The following is a 20,112-nucleotide window of genomic DNA, read 5'->3' on the forward strand; positions in this document are numbered from 1 at the left end:
ACTTATCAGATAATAAAAGCCCTTCCCTAAATAAAGTTCACCTACTTTCTTGGGCAAAAAGTATCAGCAAACAAAATCAAGCGTACTATTATTTGTCATAATCATAGTCTTAGTCTTAGGATAAGACTTAGAATATATTGGGCTTTCGTGACAAAACTAAGTATTTTTTTATGTAATGCAAAAACATATATCTATTATTTATCATAAAGATGTAATATCTATTAAACAATTACCCCTAAATGTGTATATTACAGACATTTAGGGGTAATTGTTTAGTGGGATAAATCCTTATTGTTCTTCCGATTGGTCTTCTTGAGTGATTATTCCGGGAGCATCTTCTCCTTTTTTAATTTCTATCTCCACATCTTTAGGAAGCTCTTCGGTTTCTTTCAGTAATTCTTCTGAGCGAGAAACCCACTGACGTTCGCCGAATACCTTCTTCAGGTCATCGGCAAAGATCACCTCTTCAGCAATCAAGAGATTCGCCAGTTTTCCATGACCATCGGCATGTTCTTTCAGTAAGCGTTTAGCACGCTCATACTGTTCATTGATCATAGCCTGTACCTCTTTGTCGATCAGAAGGGCAGTTTCTTCACTATATGGTTTTGTAAATCCGTATCCTTCTCCTGACGAATCGTAATAACTCAGATTAGGCATTTTTTCGCTCATCCCAAGATAAGAGATCATAGCATAAGCCTGTTTGGTAACACGTTCGAGATCGTTAGCCGCACCGGATGATATATGTCCGATAAATACATCTTCGGCAGCGCGTCCGCCAAGCAATGCACACATCTCATCGAGCATTTGCTCCTTCGTGGTTATCTGCCTTTCTTCGGGCAGATACCATGCAGCACCCAACGCCTTACCTCGCGGTACGATGGTTACTTTTACCAGCGGATTAGCATATTCGAGGAACCAACTGAGAGTAGCATGTCCGGCTTCGTGTATGGCTATTGTTTTGCGCTCTTCGAGCGTAGTTACTTTATTTTTTTTCTCCAATCCACCGATGATACGGTCTACGGCATTGGTAAAATCTTCTTTTTGCACCACTTTTTTGCCTTTACGTGCAGCTATCAACGCAGCTTCGTTACATACATTGGCAATGTCCGCACCCGAGAATCCCGGTGTCTGGCGGGCAAGAAATTCCACATCTACAGTATCATCTATTTTTACAGGGCGCAGGTGTACTTTAAATATTTCCTTCCTGTCATTCAGATCGGGTAGGTCTACAGTGATCTGACGGTCGAAACGTCCTGCACGAAGCAGAGCTTTGTCGAGAATATCGGCGCGATTGGTAGCAGCCAGTATGATAATACCGCTGTTGGTACCGAATCCGTCCATTTCTGTCAATAACTGATTCAGCGTATTTTCGCGCTCATCGTTCGAACCCATGTTCAGATTCTTGCCACGCGCGCGACCGATTGCATCTATTTCGTCAATAAAGATAATACAAGGCGATTTTTCCTTTGCCTGTTTGAAAAGGTCACGTACACGCGAAGCTCCCACGCCGACAAACATTTCCACAAAGTCGGAACCCGACAGTGAGAAGAACGGAACATTGGCTTCTCCGGCTACCGCTTTTGCAAGTAAGGTCTTACCTGTTCCCGGAGGGCCTACCAGCAAGGCTCCTTTAGGTATCTTACCACCTATTTCAGTATAACGCGACGGATTTTTAAGGAATTCAACTATTTCTTCAATCTCTTCTTTGGCTTCGGATAGACCGGCTACGTCTTTGAAACTGACACGCAGGTCGGAACCTTTGTCGTACAGCTGTGCTTTGGATTTGCCCACGCTGAATACGCCTCCTCCGCCACCGGAACCTCCGCCCGACATGCGGCGCATCATATAGATGAAGAGTCCGAATATAAGCAGTATAGGCAAGAAGCTGAGCAAGATTTCCACAGCACTGGTGCTGCTCTCGTAGCTGACATCTATATTGTACTTATAGTCTGCACGTACTTTATCGTAGAAATCTGAAAATTTGTCAGCCGACGGTATTCTTACAACAATGGCTGGGTTATTCCCTGCACGTTCGGCATCGGTTTTGAATACGGTTTTCACCGAATCGGGACGAACGAATGCTTTCAGCGTATTGTTCTTGTTGTCGACAACGATTTTGTTGATGCTGTTATTTTCTACATAACCCTGAAAATCGGTCCAGGGTACTTCTTTAGTGACACTGTTCTCGGTGAAGAAGTACATCCCGATAATAGCACCGAATACCAACAGGTAGATCCAATACAGGTTGAATGGCATCTTAGGCCCTTTGGTAGATGGCATCTTGGGTTTGTTTTTATCTTCTTTGTTATAATTATCCATATATTTTTCAGATACGGTTTCTAATCTATTCCCTTTGGTTGTTGAAAACGTATAACAAGCAACTACAGGAGATTGTTGTTAGTCGAAGTCGGGTATGCTCTCCAGCTTGGCATCAGCCCACAGATGTTCGATGTTATAGAATTCGCGCAACTCCGGCAAGAAAACATGTACAATAACCGTACCATAATCTATTCCTACCCAACGGGCTTCGCGCAGACCGTCTATCGAGAGAGGACGTTCCTTTTTCTTTTTCAGCGCATCCACGATTTCGTCTGAGATAGCTCCCACCTGCATAGGCGTGTTTCCCTCACAAATAACAAAGTATTGGCAAATTGTTCCCGGAAGTTGGGTCATATCGACGATTACAATATTTCTTGCTTTTTTTTCCTGACATGCAGCCACGATGTTGTTTACTAAGCTCTTTACTTCTTTCATCCGTAATTATAAAGTGTTTGAATCTATTTGAACCTACAAATATAGGGTGATTTTTCGAACAACAAGCCTACATACGTTAGAAGAACAAAGATTTAATGCAAGATTACAATAAATATTACCATATTTTAGAATAGATAAGGCAAAAAAACTATATTTGCCTGTGGAGAACAAACTACATGGAAACGAATAATACTATGATCGAAAACAAATTTTTCCGGATGCTGTTCGACTATCGGGGTAGCATTACCCGCCGCCAATATTGGGGCAGCCTGCTTTTCTTACTTATTATGCTCTCAACAAATAATCTTATATACAGATGGGAGTCTCTCGGTGGTTCATTGGGTTTCATAAGAAACATTCCTACAATATATGATGGGGACACATATTTATTTCTGATACAGATTCTCGGTGGCCTGATGACTATATTGTATTTTACTTCTACCGCTGTGGCATTTTCACTGATTTTCGTTACACTGAAACGTTGCAGGGCTTTAGGGTATGCGAAAGTAATAGGTTGGGTTTTTGCTATAATAACATACGCTTCTTATTTTTTGCTGAACGCACTTTCTAAGTATGCTCAATACAAAAGTACAAGTGCGCGTAGCTACGGAGGCGATGCTTCCGATCTCTCCGATGTAGACATGGTTATTCCTACAGGATTCATTATCACGGGAATATTTATCGTAGCAACCATCATAATAGTTATACTCCTATCCAGACAGGCTGATGTGGATAATGAAGAGGAAGTAGACTACGATGCATACGATTCTATTAGCTGCATATTTGGCCTGACAAAATTCTTTCTGGCGTACACCGCAGTTTTCATTTGTTTTAAGTTGATGGCATCATGGCTGGCATATAATCCTACAATTGCTAAGCTGGCAGGTCTGGCCGCCATAGTTGCATACGTTTATTTCTATCTGAAAATTTTCGTAAAACGATCGCGGGATGCAGGGATTAACAGTGCGTTTATCATCGTAGCTTTTTTCTCTTTAGTGGCACTGATCGGTTTCTATATTTTTACACTGGCAACCGGCTTCTTTGATGACAAGCCCGTAATGTATCTCTTCTCAAATCGTTTCTTCTATGTTTTAATGAGTGTGTACTTCATATTTTCATATGTCATTATAGCATTGCCGAGCAAGAGGGAAGAAGAAGTTTAAATTCTTATAAGTAAAAAATATACCGACGGATTCCTGCATCAAAAGTAATTTTGTGGGAATCCGTTTTTCTCTTTCCATTAAAATACAAGAAATTTATCGTATTTTCGGTTCTTTGAGTTGATAATGCGTTGCCGCGCTAAAAAAAGTGAGGTAAGGAAGACATATAAACAACATAGCACAAGAAGAAAATGAACGATTATAACGGACTTAAAGTCGGGAGCATATTTACAATTGTCTCCATGCTGCTTACAATAACCATTATTGTACCTGCTTTCTCTTTGATCCCGGGAGCTATTGTTGAGGGCATTGTTTCCGCGTTTGTAGACAACGAGCCATACAGTAATGTAGGGCGGGTTACGATTATCGTAATGTCTGTTATTTTTGCCATTATGCTAATAGCAACTATATACTATGTACGCAAGCAGGTAATCAACGATCGGGAGGTAACTAAAATCAAAATTGCTTTGATAATGGCAATGTCCTATCTGATAGTGCATCCTCTCGTCTTCTATATCTATTGGGCTATAAAGTTGGACTATCGCTCAGATGGGCAGTTGATAATGGGTTCCTTTTATACTTTCCCCATCAGTAGCCTGTGGTTTTTTATCTTAGGGCTAATAATAGATCTGGTCATCAGTTTAACGGAAAACAGGAAAAGCTATTGACCGAAATAGCTTAACTTTGCCATATGAAGAATTACGACCTCATCACCATACTTGGACCTACTGCTTCCGGCAAGACCACCTTTGCCTGCCATCTGGCTTCAACACTCGACACTGAAATCATAAGTGGCGATTCGCGGCAGGTGTATAAGTCAATGGATATCGGCACAGGAAAAGACCTCTCGGACTACATCGTTGATGGCAAACCTATACCCTACCATCTGATAGATATACGCGAAGCGGGTGATAAATACAATATTTTTGAATATCAGCACGATTTTCATCAGGTCTATACTGAAATAAAAGACAGGGGAAAATTACCTGTTCTCTGCGGTGGATCAGGCTTATATATCGAATCGGTACTGAAAGGTTATTCTCTTGTTAATGTACCGGAGAATAAAGAACTCAGAAAGAAATATGCAGATTACAACCTGCCCCGACTGACCGAGATGCTGGCAAGTTATAAAATCTTACATAACAGCACCGATGTGGATACAGCCCAGCGTGCCATACGTGCCATCGAGATAGAGGAATATAAGAAAGAACACCCGATGGAAACGAACGAATTCCCTCCACTCAACAGCCTGGTCGTAGGAGTAGATATAGACAGGGAACTCCGCCGAAAGAAAATATCGGAACGCTTGAAAGCACGTTTAAAAGAAGGAATGATAGAGGAAGTGCAGGCGATACTCAACAAGGGCGTCAGCGCCGATGATCTTATTTATTACGGGCTCGAATACAAATATGTTACGCTTTACATACAGAAACAGCTAACCTACGAAGAAATGTTCACCCAACTCGAAATAGCCATCCATCAGTTTGCCAAACGACAGATGACATGGTTCAGGGGTATGGAGAAAAGAGGCATACATATTCATTGGATAGACGCTACGTTGCCGATGGAAAAGAAAATAAGTGAAGTGATGGCGTTGCTGGCTGAATAAAAAATATGAGTAATATTTTAATTGTATATTAGATAAACGTTAGATTACTAAACTACTGTATATGGGAGAACGCAATTATTCCGAAAATGCGGTATTCGATTGGGATAATATGGCTGTATTTACTCTAAAAGATGAGGTGTGAACCTCTATTCCACTTTTTCGAGGAATTACAGACGTTATCCATAATAAAATTTACCTTTGTAGAAATCTTTTTTATTTCACAACATGATACTTATCCATAAAGCGACCATTATTAACGAAGGTTGTTCATTTACCGGCTCGGTATTGATAGAAAACGACCTTATCACCGAAGTTTACCGTATCGAAGAGGTACCCGAATATATACTCAATAAGGCAAAAGTCGTAGATGCCAATGGCCTGTGGCTGCTACCCGGTGTGATAGACGATCAGGTGCATTTCCGCGAACCGGGACTTACTCACAAAGGTGATATTGCCAGCGAAAGCCGTGCAGCCATCGCCGGAGGCGTCACTTCTTTCATGGAGATGCCCAATACCAAGCCGCCGACAATCACACTCGATCTGCTGGAACAGAAATTCGAGATAGGTGCAAACACATCATACGCCAACTATTCATTCTATCTGGGGGCGACAAACGAAAATCTCGCGGAGTTGAAAAAGGCTGATCCGAAACAGATACCCGGTGTAAAAGTCTTTATGGGATCATCGACCGGAAATATGCTTGTTGACGATAAAAAAGTGCTGCAAGCCATTTTTGCTGAAGTAGATATGTTGATAGCTACCCATTGTGAAAAAGAAGAGATAATACGCGAGAACATGGCTAAATACAAGGCGCAGTTCGGTGACGATGTTCCTATACAATATCACCCGCTGATACGTAGTGCAGAAGCCTGCTACCGGTCGTCAGCAGAAGCTGTGGAACTGGCAGACAGATATCAGTCGCGTCTGCATATTCTGCACCTTTCCACCGAGAAAGAGATTGGCCTGTTCGATATAAAACCGCTAGCCGAAAAGAAAATAACAGGAGAGGTCTGTGTACATCACCTTTGGTTTTCGGATGAAGATTATTCCAAATACGGTACACGCATCAAATGGAATCCTGCGGTGAAAACGCGGCAAGATCGCGGCGCACTCATGCAGGGACTGCTCAAAGGCAAGCTGGATATAATAGCTACCGATCACGCTCCCCACCTGCTGGAAGAAAAACAGGGTGGTGCATTGAAAGCCGCATCGGGAGGTCCGCTTGTACAGCACTCACTGCAAATGATGCTCGAACTGGCTAAGAAAGGGAAAATATCGAAAGAACAGGTCGTAACCAAGATGTGCCATGCTCCGGCAATCATGTTTCAGGTACATAAGCGTGGTTTTATCCGCAAAGGATATTATGCCGATCTTGTACTGGTTAACCCGAATAAGCCATACACAATCACACAGGAAAATATACTATACAAATGCAAGTGGTCGCCACTGGAAGGTGAAACCATGTCGGCAACCATAGAAAAAACATTCCTCAACGGAAAAATCGCTTTCGAGAACGGAACAGTAAATGAGGTAAGGGGCGAAAGGTTGCGATTCGATCGGTAAAAGTGTGACATAGGACAATAATATGTTATGGAAAGAGAACCTATCATAATATACTTTCTAGGAGAAAGCGAAAGTAGCAAAAAGCTCCCGTCTAATCTCAGAAAACGCTTATCGGGGCGCATCAGTATGGATGACATCCATGAGATTACATATCTGATTCAGAACAACAATAAAGGCAGGCAGAGGCTATATAACCTGATCTTCGATGAAGACGAGAGGATTGTAACTAACACATTGTGGATAATGAACCACTTTTCATTATCTGAAAACAGATGGTTGTATCAGAAACAAGATGAAATGATAGATAAACTACTGTTGACAACAAATAAGTCACAACAGAGATTATTGCTTAATCTGCTTTACAGGCAACCACTGGCAAACCCACCGCGCATTGATTTTCTTGATTATTGCCTCGAAGAAATGATAGCAAGAAAAGAAGCTCCCGGAACTACAACTATTTGTATGAAACTGGCTTATGAAATGTGCAGAATAATTCCCGAATTACTGCAGGAATTCCGTACAGCATTGGATATAGTGGAAGATTCACAGCTTCCCCCTTCGTTGAAAACAACCCGAAAGAATATTCTAAAAGCTATAAGAAAAGGAAAAAGCTTGCAAAGTTATTAGATATATCATCATCCATTATTTTTATCTATATCCTGAGCGATCTTTGAATAACCAGTGTACTAGATTATAGAGTTAGCTACACCTTGTTCCGCTGAACGATGTTTCTAGTTTACTAGAAAAAAGAATTGCAAAGTAATCGGCGGAGGAAAATTTAAACTAGCAAGCTAGTAAACTAAAAAAACTAATAAACTAGTAAGAGTTGTCAGGTTTTAGTTAAAATATTTCATGTGAATAAATAATCACCCTCTGTAACCGGAAGAAAATATTATATGAAACATTGCTATAATTGAGATGGGACTACCAAGCAGCAGGAGCAGGCTGTTTATCATTAATTGCTTTCTGTCTTCTTTATTGAAACAAGCCTCAAAAAGGCAGGCTAGCATGATCAGTAAATTCAGAATCGGAGTAAGAAAACATGAATAAAAAAGAAAGCCTTCCAGAAAACGCAAACTATCTCCAAAAGTAAATGCAAGTATAACAGCAATCAGATTAACGGAAATACTTGCTATAGAGAACCAAAAGCTAAACTTCACGAATCCTTTCATGAACCAAATATAATAAAAAATCAAGATGGCCTCACAAAATTTTAACTTCCCCGAAACAATTAATAGTTAGATTTGTTTATATAATTACATAAGCGGTGTGAATATTTCAAAATACATAATAAACAGAATCTATATTAACATATAAACATTCGATTGTTTTAATTTGATAATCGCTGCTTTTGTCATTAACTTTGTCTATATAAAAACAAAAATAATAAATAAACTTTATCATTATGAGTACATCAACATTAAAAGAAAAAAAAGCAACCTCAGTTAATGCTGAAATTGCAACATTCATTGGTAAAATGTTTTCATTCAACAGCAGCCTGAAGCTTCATCACTGGCACATAACAGGCAAAGCCAGCTATGCTCAACACATTGCACTGGATCAGGCTATAGAAGACCTGCTGGATGTAACAGACCGTCTTGTCGAAACTTCTTATGCACTGAAAGGTGACCTGAACATCGTTATCCCTGAAACAAAGAACCCTACAGACATTGTAAAGCATGCTGAAGATTTCTTTGCCTATTCTGAAACTCAGAGAGAGCTTTTCGCAGAAGCTTTCACTCAGGCAATCATCGATGACTATCAGGAAGCTATCCAACAATTATTGTATCGCCTGAAAAGACTACAATAATAAGGAATCGGAACAAACTGTCCGATAAACAAAATATGATGAAGGCTATCTCCCTAAAGATGGCCTTTGTTGCTTAAAAATTTATACCTTTGCAAACCATATAAAGACACAAATCAGATCATGAAAACAGACATTGAAATAGCCCGGAGCATAAAACTAAAAAACGTATCCGTAATAGCTGAAAATACGGATATAAACCCCGAGTACATCCACCATTACGGAAAGTATATTGCGAAAATCCCTGTATCGCTGATCGATGCAGACAGGATAAGCCGGAGTAAGCTCATACTTGTTACTGCTATCACTCCCACGAAAGCCGGAATAGGAAAAACCACCACTTCGATAGGATTGGTCTTAGGACTGAACAAGATAGGAAAGAAAGCAATCGTCGCATTACGCGAACCGTCATTAGGCCCATGCTTTGGCATGAAGGGCGGAGCTGCCGGAGGCGGATACGCGCAGGTGTTGCCGATGGAAGACATCAACCTGCATTTCACTGGAGACTTCCACGCCATCACATCGGCGCATAATATGATTACGGCTTTGCTGGATAATTATCTATATAGGAACAGAGGAACAGATAAGTTTCTGAAAGAGGTGGTGTGGAAGCGTGTTCTCGATGTGAACGACCGCAACCTGAGATACATTACTACGGGACTCAACGGCTCTGAAAACGGCACTCCTTCCGAGTCGGGATTCGAGATCACTCCCGCTTCGGAAATAATGGCTATCCTTTGCCTCTCAAAAGATCTCGACGACCTGAAAAGAAGGGTAGGCAACATTATTCTCGGATATGCTGCCGACCGTAGTGCTTTTACGGTAAACGATCTGGGTGTAGCAGGAGCCATCACTGTATTGCTGAAAGATGCCATAAACCCGAATCTGGTGCAGACAACAGAGAATACTCCAGCCATTATACACGGAGGGCCTTTTGCCAATATTGCACACGGCTGTAACTCTATCATCGCAACTAAGATGGCAATGTCGCACAGCGATTATGTGGTTACCGAAGCCGGTTTTGGCGCAGACTTGGGAGCAGAGAAGTTCTTTGATATAAAATGTCGGAAAGCAGGAATCGCTCCGAAACTTACCATTATTGTTGTCACCACCCAAGCACTGAAAATGCACGGTAATGTGCCGATAGAGGATATTAAGAAAAAGAATATAGAAGGTCTGAAAAACGGCTTTGCCAATATGGACAAACATATCGCCAATATGAAGTCGTTCGGACAGAATGTATTGGTAGCCCTTAACAAATACGGATTCGATTCCGATGAAGAAATCGACTTGATCCAAAATCATTGCAAAAGTATGGGGGTTGGTTTTGCGCTCAACGAATCTTTTGCCAATGGTGGAGATGGTGCTATCGACTTTGCAAAGGAAGTGGTAAAAGCTATAGAGCAGACCCCATCGGAGCCTCTGCGATTTGTATATGAAGACGGAGATTCTACCGAGCAGAAGATAGAGAAGATAGCGAAACAGATATATGGAGCCGACAAGGTTGTGTTAGCTGACAAGGCAAAGAAAAAATTGCCGCTGATCGCTAAACTGGGTATCGGAAAGTATCCGGTCTGCATAGCAAAAACGCAGTATTCGTTTTCTGACAATGCTCATGCTTATGGTACACCGAAAGGATTTACACTTACAATCAACGATATTGTGATAAATAACGGTGCGGAATTTATTGTTGCTATTGCCGGCAGCATTATGCGTATGCCTGGATTGCCTGCCGAACCACAGGCTAAGCATATCGATATTGTAGACGGAGTGATAGAAGGACTTAGCTGATAGATTTGTTATGAAACCTTTGTTTGTACTTATATTACTGTTTTGCTCCCTGTTCTGTGCGGCTCAAGGTGCAGATGTTGTGTATAGCAAGCAGGATTCTGTTATCTATGAAAAGTATATAAAGGAGTTTAAATCAGAAAGAGATAAGCCACTGGATGAACTGATAGTGAATACATCCAAGTTCTTCATGGGGAAACCTTATGTAGCATCTACATTGGAAGTGTCGGACAAAGAACAGTTGATAATAAACCTGAGGGAATTTGATTGCACGACTTTGGTAGAGAACAGTATCGCTTTGGCAAAGACTATAAAGTCAGGAGACACCTCTTTCGGCAATTACTGCCGGATACTTAAACAGATACGTTATCGGGACGGCGAAATAAACGGCTATTTGTCGCGTCTGCATTATACTACCGACTGGATTTTCGAGAACGAAAAGCAGAATGTGTTTGAAAATATAAGCCTTAAACCGGGAGGAAAAAAGGTTGTACAGCCTGTTAACTTTATGTCGACACACCCGAATCTGTACAAGCATCTCAAGAACAGTCCTTCCAATATCAGGGAACTGAGCAACATTGAAAAAGAAATAAACAAACGAGATTCGTACCGGATCATCCCATTAGCTAAAATAGCAGCAATTGAGAAGGGGATCGAAAACGGCAACATTATTACTTTTGCCACATCTATAGCCGGACTTGACTACTCTCATATGGGTATTGCTTATAGGCAAAACGGAACAATGCATTTTATCCATGCTTCGAGCAGGGCTAAGCAGGTTGTTATAGAAACAAAGACCTTACTCAATTACTGTAAGAGTTCGAAGAACTGTACAGGAATAAGCATATTCAGAATAAAACCGGAGAACAGATATGGAGAATAAGGGTATCTTGCATGGTATGGGAGGCTGGTCACAGTTCTTCTTCTTTTTCTTCCTTGCTTCCATCGGACTGATAACAGGAGTCCTTATAATTACACTGTTCACAAATTCGGAAGAGATATATCAATCAGCACGCACAATGCAGATGGTGCAGGCAATACAGACTGTCTTTATATTTCTGCTCCCCTCACTAGCCTTTGCCTATCTGTGTCAGGGCAGTCCGAAAACTTATCTTAAAACGGAAGAAAGCCAGAACCTCCTGCTGATCATTTTAGCCATATTGCTTATCATTGTCATTCAACCTTTTATAAATTGCATCAGTTATTACAATCATCAGATTGTATTACCCGAGTCGATGGCATCTTTTGATGGATGGATAAAGAATGGGGAAGCTGCTGCTGAGAAGACATTAAAAGTCCTGTTTACGGACAGAAGTGTTTTCTCCCTCATCCTCAATCTGCTTGTGATAGCTGTAGTAGCGGGTCTTGCCGAAGAGTTTTTCTTTAGGGGATGCCTGCAACAGATCGTACAGAAGATAGTCACAAACAAACATATTGCCGTATGGATAACAGCCATTATATTCAGTATCGTACATTTTCAGTTTTATGGCTTTGTTCCGCGTGTATTGCTTGGTGCTCTTTTAGGTTATCTGTTCTTATGGTCGGGTAGTATCTGGGTGCCTGTAATTACACACACCATTCATAATGCAGTGAATGTGCTTCTGATATATGTGTATTACGATATTCCGGAAAATGAACAAATGGGGTATTTCAGCCTTAATGAGAATGCTCCGCTGATTATTTCAAGCTTTATCTTATCTGCTATCATACTATTTATTCTTCACAAAAAACTATAATATACTATAAAGCCGAAAAGTAAGTTATTATATTTGCACTTACACTTACATCTGCATTACTTGCATTATGGACACAATAGAGAAAAAAGAAGGGTACGGATTCCTCATTGACTGGATCGTTCATGTTGGCGATATACTGCTGATAAATGTATTCTTCATATCGGCATATGTCATATTCCGAAATGAAGAATTGGTTATCAGCCATCTGCATTACAGAGAGAAGATTATAGCCCTGCTCCTCATCAACCTGTGCTATTTTATAACGGCCTCTTTCATACGCTTTCATATATCTTCCAATATTGTATATATTGAAAAAATAGTACAACGTTCAACTCTGTTCATCACTGTATATACCATTCTCATTACCGCAGGCTTTTCTGTTTTGCACATTATAAGCATTCCATTCACTCCATGGCTAATGGGCGTCTTTGTATTGGGTACATTGTTTGTAGCATGGCATGTCTTATTCCGTATATTACTAAAGTCGTACAGGCGAAAGGGCTATAATTACCGACAAGTGATCATCGTAGGGGGAGGTTCCAATAGTATCAAGACATACGAATCCCTGATATTCAGCGAATACGGCTATAAGATACTTGGTTTCTTCGAAGATGATCCGGATAAAAAGGATAACATGCCTAATTATCTGGGAGGATTGTCCGATATCAAGGATTATACCCAGACTACAAAAGTTGATGAAATATTCTGCTCCTTACCGGGTAGCCAGGAAGATGTAATATACGATCTGATCCACTTCTCCGAAAAGAACATGATCCGTTTCCACCTTATTCCGGAGTTTTATAAGTTCTTCAGGCGTCGGTTTTCCTTACACTTCATAGAGTCTACCCCCGTATTAAGTCTCCGGTATGAGCCATTGCAGCATTTTGCCAACAGATTTGTTAAACGGACTTTCGACCTTATTTTCTCAATACTGGTGCTCATCACCATTTTCCCTATCCTGTATATCATATTCGGCATTATCATAAAGACTGAATCGCCGGGTCCTGTATTCTTCAAGCAGAAGAGAACCGGATTCAAAGGGAAGGAGTTCTATTGCTACAAATTCAGATCGATGCAAATAAATGACGATGCAAATACATTGCAAGCGGTTCAGGGAGATCCGCGTGTTACTAAAATCGGGGCTTTTATGCGCCGTACCAGTATAGACGAAATACCGCAGTTTATCAATGTATTCAAAAACGATATGTCTGTCGTTGGCCCTCGCCCTCATATGCTGCAACATACAGCACTATATTCATCCATTATTGACAAATTTATGGTGCGTCACCTTGTTAAACCCGGTATTACCGGATGGGCACAGGTCTCGGGATGCAGGGGTGAGACCAAAACAGTCGAAGAGATGGAAGACAGGGTAAAACACGATGTGTGGTATCTTGAAAACTGGACTTTCTTTCTCGATCTGAAGATTATCTATCGTACGATACGCAACGCTGTCAAAGGCGAAGAGAACGCTTATTAATTCACTTTGTTAGAAAATCCCCCTTTCAGTCAGAGCCTTTCTGTATTTAGTTGCATTCAACTGATGTTCGGCAAACGTTTTTGCAAAATTGTGGTAACCTGAGAAATCCTCTTTGGCACACATATACAAATACTCGTGCTCTGAGAAGTTCAGTACAGAATCAATCCCCTTTATTGATGGAATGCGAATAGGTCCCGGAGGCAATCCTGTATGCTTATAGGTATTGTAAGGAGAATCTACCTCGAGGTGCTTATTGAGTATTCTGCGCAGGCTGAAATCACCTACTGCAAATTTCACTGTCGGATCAGCCTGCAAAGCCTGTCCCAGACGAAGACGGTTTATATACAGACCTGCAACCATCGGATATTCGTCTGTGTAGGTACATTCTTCTTCCACTATAGATGCCAGAGTGGATACTTCAATCTCTGTCAGCCCGATTTCTTTAGCTTTGTTCTTTCGCTGGTCTGTCCAGAATGTCTTGTACTCCTTTTGCATACGTTTGAGGAAGCTGTCCAGACTTACATCCCAATAGGACTCGTATGTATTGGGTATAAACATCGCCACCACAGTCTCAGGTGTAAATCCGAGCCCCTCGCATTTATCTTTATCATCCAGAGCAGATAACAGGCTTTCTTTACTAATCAGCAATTGTTCGCTAATACGCTCGGCAAGGTCTTCTTTTGTCCGGATATTATTAAACCTCAACTTAAGAGGTGCCTGATGTCCGCTTCGGAGATTTCTGATCAGATCGATAGCTTTCATATCAGGTGTTACGGCATATCGTCCTGTCTTTAAATTATCTTCGTAACCAAGAGCGGAAGCCAATAGTTTGAAGCTTGATAAACTTTCGACTCTCGCACTATCTTCTACTTCCTTTAACAACCTATCGTAATTTTTCGATTGGTCTACATAGATATAAACTGTCTTGTCTATATTAAATCCTGTGGATAGAATACTATAGCCGTATATACCCAGTGCGGCAAGTAGAGCGATTACTATAATTACAATATATAATATCTTCTTTTTCATATCTAAACCTGTTGAAGCAAAATAAAGCCAAAAATAGTGTATTTTTTTATGAGTATGCAATCTTTTATGCTTTTACCTTTTCTATTATAGCAAATAAATAAAACACCTTTTTTAACTAAAATGTAACGAAGGTAACGTTTTTGAATCATTTTACTTTCCATTACTTTTTCTTTCCTTATTCACCTATCCATTGGTTCGGCCGGTTTCTCAATTCAATATCCCTTTCTATTCTGTTAAGTGAGCTATTCTTATAGATAAAGTTTTTGTTAACTTATAAAATTGGCTTCATAACCACGCGATGCAATCGCGCGGTTTCTCTGTAATTACGACTCATATATGAATGTAAAGAAAAGAAAAAAGGAATAAATGTTACAGCTGGAGTAATAAATATTATTTCCACAAACATTGGAAAATTTAGTATAACAATAGGAAAAACTATTATAATTCCTCCAATTACAGTAGCGGTTTTAGATTTTTCATAAGTAAGGAATAATACAAATAATGATAACAAAATAGCTACTGCAACCAATGCCCATTTATGATCAATACAATGGGGCAATATTCGTGATAAATTTGTTGCCTTCTGCCTTGAAAAGGATATTGATGTAAAATAGATTTACTATATGCAAACAATAGAATCTGCAGACTATCATAATAATTAAAAATCTTCATTTACAGTTATCCTATTGGCCGAAAGATGATAATGCATGGTCATAACATCAGACCCATCTTGTGATGTATAAATTGGAGCAAAACGTTTTCTCATAAAGTTATCATCATAATTATAATGATGGGGAACAATCTGTATTCGAATAATTTTTTCGCCTTTATTCGACACATAGCCTATATACTGTCGATCAGAACTTTCCAGATATTCTTCCATCTTATTTTTATTTTTCTTAAATATTTTCCAATAATCTTTACGATCCTTATTGAGAGCCTTGACATCATAGGAGCCGGGATGCATTTTCTCGTTTTCATAAATTTCCTGGAATCGTCGTTCCATAAAATACTTATTGGCAGAATAATATTGGCTAATTAACTCTTTATCAACCTTAAGAATAAGGGGCTTATCAATATCAAAGCAGCTTCTCTTATCTTTTGGGTGTGAAAATATGATTGAGCCATACTCTTTTGGAAATATGAATCCTTTATATTTTCCGAAGTCAACTATCTGAACTTTTGAGAATATGGTGGTATCTTCATAAACCGTTATCTCAGCTAGTTCTATTTGCGAATAACATTGTATTGATAAGATACAAAATAATATGAAGAATGTTTTTTTCATGGTATTTATCTTTTTTCAAAAATAAAGGATAATTTTGATTATACAAAGACTTTCTGCTACCAGCATTATCAACCGGCAGGAATTTTATCAATACACAGAGGAGAAATAAAAATGGGAAAATAAAAACGAAAACTTGCGTAAAACTTATAATGATTACATACGCTTCGCTCCTGTGACCGTTGGTTGTAAGGTTTTAGTTAAATTCACCTCACCCCGACCCTCTCCAAAGTGAGAGGGGGTTGCAAAGCCCAAAAAGGGAATGAGCTTGTAGGGGTGAACCCATGTGTTCGCCCGAAAAACAGAAAATAATGCTAGCAAGCTAGTAGACTTAAAAACTAGTAAACTAGTAATGTTTGTAAGGTTTTAGTTAAAATAAAAAATATATGCCATTAGAAATAGAACGAAAATTCTTAGTAACAAGAGACTATAAAGCTGCTGCTTTCACCCACGAAGAGATAGTACAGGGTTATCTCTCTTCTGTACCCGAACGTACGGTGCGGGTACGCATCAAAGGAGAAAAAGCATACCTTACCATCAAAGGGATGGGAAATGAGTCGGGAATGTCGCGCTACGAATGGGAAAAGGAGATTCCGGTAGCCGAAGCCCGCGAACTTCTCCTGCTGTGTGAACCGGGAGTGATAGACAAAGTCCGTTATTATATAGCGAGTGGCAAATATACGTTTGAGGTAGATGAATTTCGCGGTGAAAATGAAGGTTTAACAGTTGCCGAGATCGAAATTGCCGACGAAAATGATAACTTTGAGAAGCCTGAATGGCTGGGAAGGGAAGTAACGGGGGATAAACGTTACTATAATGCCTCATTGGTCAAATACCCTTATAGTAAATGGGATTGAGATATGATTGATACCGAAGTAAAAGTACACGATAATTTTTCACTTGAATTCAAGATCGGCTTTATCACCAACAAGAATGGTAAAGACATCAACGAGTTCAGGATCAACACGTGGGTATTCGTACCCAACAGCCTCGATATCAATCGCTCTACATATAAGAAAAATGACTTCTACAGGGATGTAAAAACCAATATGCGCCTGATTACCCCTGTGTATTCGCTCGAAGAAATACTGAAAGCCGGGCGTGGCCCCCTACCACGCCTGCAAAAAGCACTGGATGCCTTAGTAATAGACCCTGCCGATGAAGTAAAGACAGAAAGCTTTGTCTATCAGGTAAAGATGCTGGTGTGTATCGTAAAAAGTGCGCTTCGCCGCCATGTGCAGATAATAAAGGCAACCACTACTGACGAGAAAACGCTTGAGCATGTAGAGGCTTACATACGCGATATCAGGGAGATAAACTTGCGATACAGAGAATTGTGGGACGAGTTGAGCAAACCTGATATTACAAAGCAACAACGTGAATACTTCCTGTTCGGAGACGATTTTCTGGGAAATATTACCGAGCAATATACCTTTCAGGTAATACGACTGCTACGAACAAGCACTCTGTTCGAGGCGGTAAGACCAAAACTGCATAAGCTGATAGAAGACGAAATCGCCCACCGCAAGAAAAGGGGCTTTATGCTACTCGACAAAGACAATGAGAAGCACAACAGTCTGGTAATCACGCAACGCAACATTCTCAAGAAGTTTGTAGAGAGTGACCTTTTCCTGCAAATCATTAAGAAAAAGGACGGCTTCTTTGCCGAGCAGTTCTACTACAGCATTGCAGCAGGGGTTGCTATGATCTTTGCCACAGTGATCTCATTCTTTGCCACACAGCGTTTCGGTAATTTCACCACCGACCTTTTCATCATCCTTGTATTCAGCTATATGTTCAAAGACCGTATAAAGGATATGATGCGCTACTACTTTTCGTCCAAGTTGGGGAAAAAGTATTTCGACACCAAGCTGAAACTGAGCATACGTAAACAGGAAATAGGATGGATCAAGGAAGCATTCGACTACATAGAAGAGAATAAACTATCGGAGGAAGTACGCAATATACGCGCACGCAGCCCGCTTGTAGAAGCCGAGAATCAGGTGTATGATGAAAAAATCATGCTATACCGAAAATGGGTGAACCTGTCGAAGGAAGAGATAGAGAAGTATAAAGAATACAGGCTGTCGGGTGTCAATGACATTACACGTATCAATCTGTTGAACTTTACGCAAAAAATGGATAATCCCCATATTCCGCTTTATATATCCAATGAAGAAAGGGGTTATATAAGCATCGAGGGGAATAAGATGTACTCATTATATTTCATCTTACACTGCAAATCGGATGAAGATGAATATTACAAGAAGTACCGCGTAATGTTTAACCGTAATGGTATCAGCGATGTTACGGAACTTAATTAGATAAAGTTCAGAGGCAGATTCCTGCGCCTTTCTTTCTTCTTCTTCCACACATAGGCATATATTGCCACTCCGGCTACAGCAGCTACCAAAGTCACTGCCAGTACTTTTTTTGTCGTATCGTTTTGTGCCATTATCCAATAAAGTTTAGTTATAGGTAAAGATACTAACATTATCCGAAAACAGACGGGGAACAGCAGCTAATTAAGATTATTTTATAAGCCCGAAATGGCATGTCGGCACATCGTCCACTCTGCCAAAACTCTTGAGGCTATTGCAAAACCGGAGACTTAAAACTCTCTCAGTCCGGAGACTTTATACCTGCTCAGAGCTTCAAGCCTCACATTTTTTCCTACTATCCCGCCATTTTGCAATAAGGCTTCTTCTACAGCTTTATAAGCTATTTCGGGATGGTTGTTGTCCTGACTGAGATGGCACAGCCAGATGTTCTTTATCTTCTCGTTGTATATACTCCCTATAAATTCGGCAGACAAACGGTTGCTGAGATGTCCCATGCCATTGCCTATACGTTGTTTCAGATAATAAGGGTACTTACCTGCCTGCAACATATATTCGTCATAATTGGCTTCTATTACCAGATGATTGGCACGGCAGGCATATTCTTTTATAGTATCGGTAATGCTGCCCACATCGGTCGCAAGCACAAAGGTCTGCTCATCGAACTCGATATGATAGCCTACGTTCTCTATACTGTCGTGAGGCACATCGAATGCTGTTATACGGAAATCGTTTATGGTAAAAGGTTCTCCCTTCTTTATAATCCGTCGTGAGCGGGTAAGGTCTGCCTGCACTACCCTGTTACGGAGAATACCTTCGTGAACGGTTTCGGTGGTATAGACAGGAATATTGTATTTATCGCCGAAGCAACCTACTGTCTTTATATGATCGGCATGATCGTGAGTTACCAATACGGCGACTATTTTATGGAACGGCACACCGTATTCGCGCAATGCTTTCTGAACAGAGCGTATACCTATGCCCGCATCGATAAGAATACCGCATTCGCTGGAGCCCAGATAGTAACAGTTACCGCTGCTGCCACTACCCATGCTGAAGAACTTATATTTGTGTTGTGTAAATAAATCGTATTGCATAACCTTACAAAGGTATGGAGTATCGCCAATAAAAAAAGTGTCCGTAACGTTAAAGTTATGAACACTTAGTATAAATTATCCTTTACAAAGCATGATTAGCCTTTCTTCAAAAACTCGGTTCTGAGCACAATGCTCGATCCGTCTATTTTGCAATCCACCTCTTCCGGTTCTTCCGTCAGGCGGATACTTTTTACTTTTGTTCCTCGTTTGATCACCATCGACGATCCCTTTACTTTCAGGTCTTTAATTACGGTTACGGCATCGCCATCCATCAGTTCAGCACCGTTACTGTCTCTGGGTATCATGTCTTCTGTTTCTGTGCCGGCTTCGCCTGTCCATTCGTGAAAGCAATCGGGACATACAAATGATGTTCCATCGAAATACGTATTTTCCATGCTGCACACCGGACAATTCGGAGTTCCTTCCATTTTAGCTAGTTTTTTAGTGTTAAAGCCACAAAGATAA

General features: G+C 40.4%; 20 protein-coding genes. 12 read left to right on the top strand and 8 right to left on the bottom strand.

Features of this window, described 5'->3' with window-relative positions; translation table 11 throughout:
- Positions 1-288 precede the first annotated feature (288 nt).
- Both ftsH and rsfS read right to left on the bottom strand, forming a co-directional pair.
- Entirely contained in the window at positions 289-2,319 is a 2,031-nt protein-coding gene (gene ftsH, locus M2448_RS16195; RefSeq protein WP_280647216.1) for an ATP-dependent zinc metalloprotease FtsH, read from the bottom strand.
- A 78-nt stretch (positions 2,320-2,397) separates the two neighbouring features.
- Positions 2,398-2,754, bottom strand: a complete 357-nt coding sequence (rsfS, locus tag M2448_RS16200) for a ribosome silencing factor (protein WP_280647215.1) — start codon at positions 2,752-2,754, stop codon at positions 2,398-2,400.
- A 176-nt stretch (positions 2,755-2,930) separates the two neighbouring features.
- Here rsfS and M2448_RS16205 point away from each other — a divergent pair, with 176 nt between their 5' ends.
- The 5 genes from M2448_RS16205 to M2448_RS16225 all read left to right on the top strand — a co-directional run bounded on the left by M2448_RS16205 (position 2,931) and on the right by M2448_RS16225 (position 7,713).
- Positions 2,931-3,917 (top strand): hypothetical protein, encoded by a 987-nt coding sequence (locus M2448_RS16205; RefSeq protein ID WP_280647214.1) that lies wholly within the window; start codon positions 2,931-2,933, stop codon positions 3,915-3,917.
- Between the two features lie 188 nt (positions 3,918-4,105).
- Positions 4,106-4,582, top strand: a complete 477-nt coding sequence (locus tag M2448_RS16210; protein ID WP_280647213.1) for a hypothetical protein — start codon at positions 4,106-4,108, stop codon at positions 4,580-4,582.
- Between the two features lie 23 nt (positions 4,583-4,605).
- Entirely contained in the window at positions 4,606-5,523 is a 918-nt protein-coding gene (gene miaA, locus M2448_RS16215; protein ID WP_280647212.1) for a tRNA (adenosine(37)-N6)-dimethylallyltransferase MiaA, read from the top strand.
- A 225-nt stretch (positions 5,524-5,748) separates the two neighbouring features.
- Positions 5,749-7,086, top strand: coding sequence for a dihydroorotase (locus M2448_RS16220; protein WP_280647211.1), 1,338 nt, complete (start codon positions 5,749-5,751; stop codon positions 7,084-7,086).
- A gap of 27 nt (positions 7,087-7,113) precedes the next feature.
- Entirely contained in the window at positions 7,114-7,713 is a 600-nt protein-coding gene (locus tag M2448_RS16225) for a hypothetical protein (RefSeq protein WP_280647210.1), read from the top strand.
- A gap of 239 nt (positions 7,714-7,952) precedes the next feature.
- Here the strand turns inward: M2448_RS16225 and M2448_RS16230 are convergent, their stop codons facing one another.
- Positions 7,953-8,258, bottom strand: a complete 306-nt coding sequence (locus tag M2448_RS16230) for a hypothetical protein (RefSeq protein WP_280647209.1) — start codon at positions 8,256-8,258, stop codon at positions 7,953-7,955.
- A 233-nt stretch (positions 8,259-8,491) separates the two neighbouring features.
- Here M2448_RS16230 and M2448_RS16235 point away from each other — a divergent pair, with 233 nt between their 5' ends.
- From M2448_RS16235 to M2448_RS16255, 5 genes are all read left to right on the top strand, one after another.
- The gene (locus M2448_RS16235; RefSeq protein WP_280647208.1) at positions 8,492-8,896 is read left to right on the top strand and encodes a DUF5856 family protein; all 405 of its coding nucleotides are present in this window, start codon (positions 8,492-8,494) and stop codon (positions 8,894-8,896) included.
- 120 nt (positions 8,897-9,016) lie between these two features.
- A complete protein-coding gene (locus M2448_RS16240) occupies positions 9,017-10,684 on the top strand; it encodes a formate--tetrahydrofolate ligase (RefSeq protein WP_280647207.1) in 1,668 nt (555 codons plus the stop codon).
- Positions 10,685-10,694: 10 nt separating this feature from the next.
- Positions 10,695-11,564, top strand: coding sequence for an N-acetylmuramoyl-L-alanine amidase-like domain-containing protein (locus tag M2448_RS16245; RefSeq protein WP_280647206.1), 870 nt, complete (start codon positions 10,695-10,697; stop codon positions 11,562-11,564).
- Positions 11,554-12,417: a CPBP family intramembrane glutamic endopeptidase gene (locus M2448_RS16250; RefSeq protein ID WP_280647205.1), complete on the top strand. Its 864-nt coding sequence runs from the start codon at positions 11,554-11,556 to the stop codon at positions 12,415-12,417. Before M2448_RS16245 ends, M2448_RS16250 begins: the two co-directional genes overlap by 11 nt.
- A gap of 67 nt (positions 12,418-12,484) precedes the next feature.
- Positions 12,485-13,897, top strand: coding sequence for an undecaprenyl-phosphate glucose phosphotransferase (locus M2448_RS16255; protein ID WP_280647204.1), 1,413 nt, complete (start codon positions 12,485-12,487; stop codon positions 13,895-13,897).
- Positions 13,898-13,906: 9 nt separating this feature from the next.
- On the opposite strand, the gene mltG is transcribed toward M2448_RS16255, so the two are convergent.
- Together mltG and M2448_RS16265 are read right to left on the bottom strand one after the other, a co-directional pair.
- Positions 13,907-14,926, bottom strand: a complete 1,020-nt coding sequence (gene mltG, locus M2448_RS16260) for an endolytic transglycosylase MltG (RefSeq protein ID WP_280647203.1) — start codon at positions 14,924-14,926, stop codon at positions 13,907-13,909.
- Between the two features lie 658 nt (positions 14,927-15,584).
- Positions 15,585-16,214, bottom strand: coding sequence for a hypothetical protein (locus M2448_RS16265; RefSeq protein WP_280647202.1), 630 nt, complete (start codon positions 16,212-16,214; stop codon positions 15,585-15,587).
- A gap of 383 nt (positions 16,215-16,597) precedes the next feature.
- On the opposite strand from M2448_RS16265, the gene M2448_RS16270 reads away from it, so the two are divergent.
- Both M2448_RS16270 and M2448_RS16275 read left to right on the top strand, forming a co-directional pair.
- Positions 16,598-17,068: a CYTH domain-containing protein gene (locus M2448_RS16270; RefSeq protein ID WP_280647201.1), complete on the top strand. Its 471-nt coding sequence runs from the start codon at positions 16,598-16,600 to the stop codon at positions 17,066-17,068.
- Positions 17,069-17,071: 3 nt separating this feature from the next.
- Positions 17,072-18,535: a hypothetical protein gene (locus tag M2448_RS16275; RefSeq protein WP_280647200.1), complete on the top strand. Its 1,464-nt coding sequence runs from the start codon at positions 17,072-17,074 to the stop codon at positions 18,533-18,535.
- Here M2448_RS16275 and M2448_RS16280 read toward each other — a convergent pair.
- From M2448_RS16280 to M2448_RS16290, 3 genes are all read right to left on the bottom strand, one after another.
- Positions 18,532-18,666: a hypothetical protein gene (locus tag M2448_RS16280; protein ID WP_280647199.1), complete on the bottom strand. Its 135-nt coding sequence runs from the start codon at positions 18,664-18,666 to the stop codon at positions 18,532-18,534. The two genes, M2448_RS16275 and M2448_RS16280, sit on opposite strands and share 4 nt — an antisense overlap.
- Before the next feature lie 156 nt (positions 18,667-18,822).
- Positions 18,823-19,647 (bottom strand): MBL fold metallo-hydrolase, encoded by an 825-nt coding sequence (locus M2448_RS16285; RefSeq protein WP_280647198.1) that lies wholly within the window; start codon positions 19,645-19,647, stop codon positions 18,823-18,825.
- Positions 19,648-19,742: 95 nt separating this feature from the next.
- Positions 19,743-20,075: a zinc ribbon domain-containing protein YjdM gene (locus M2448_RS16290; protein ID WP_280647197.1), complete on the bottom strand. Its 333-nt coding sequence runs from the start codon at positions 20,073-20,075 to the stop codon at positions 19,743-19,745.
- Between the last annotated feature and the right edge of the window lie 37 nt (positions 20,076-20,112).

This window comes from Dysgonomonas sp. PF1-14 (assembly GCF_029892965.1).
Classification (GTDB): Bacteria; Bacteroidota; Bacteroidia; order Bacteroidales; family Dysgonomonadaceae; genus Dysgonomonas.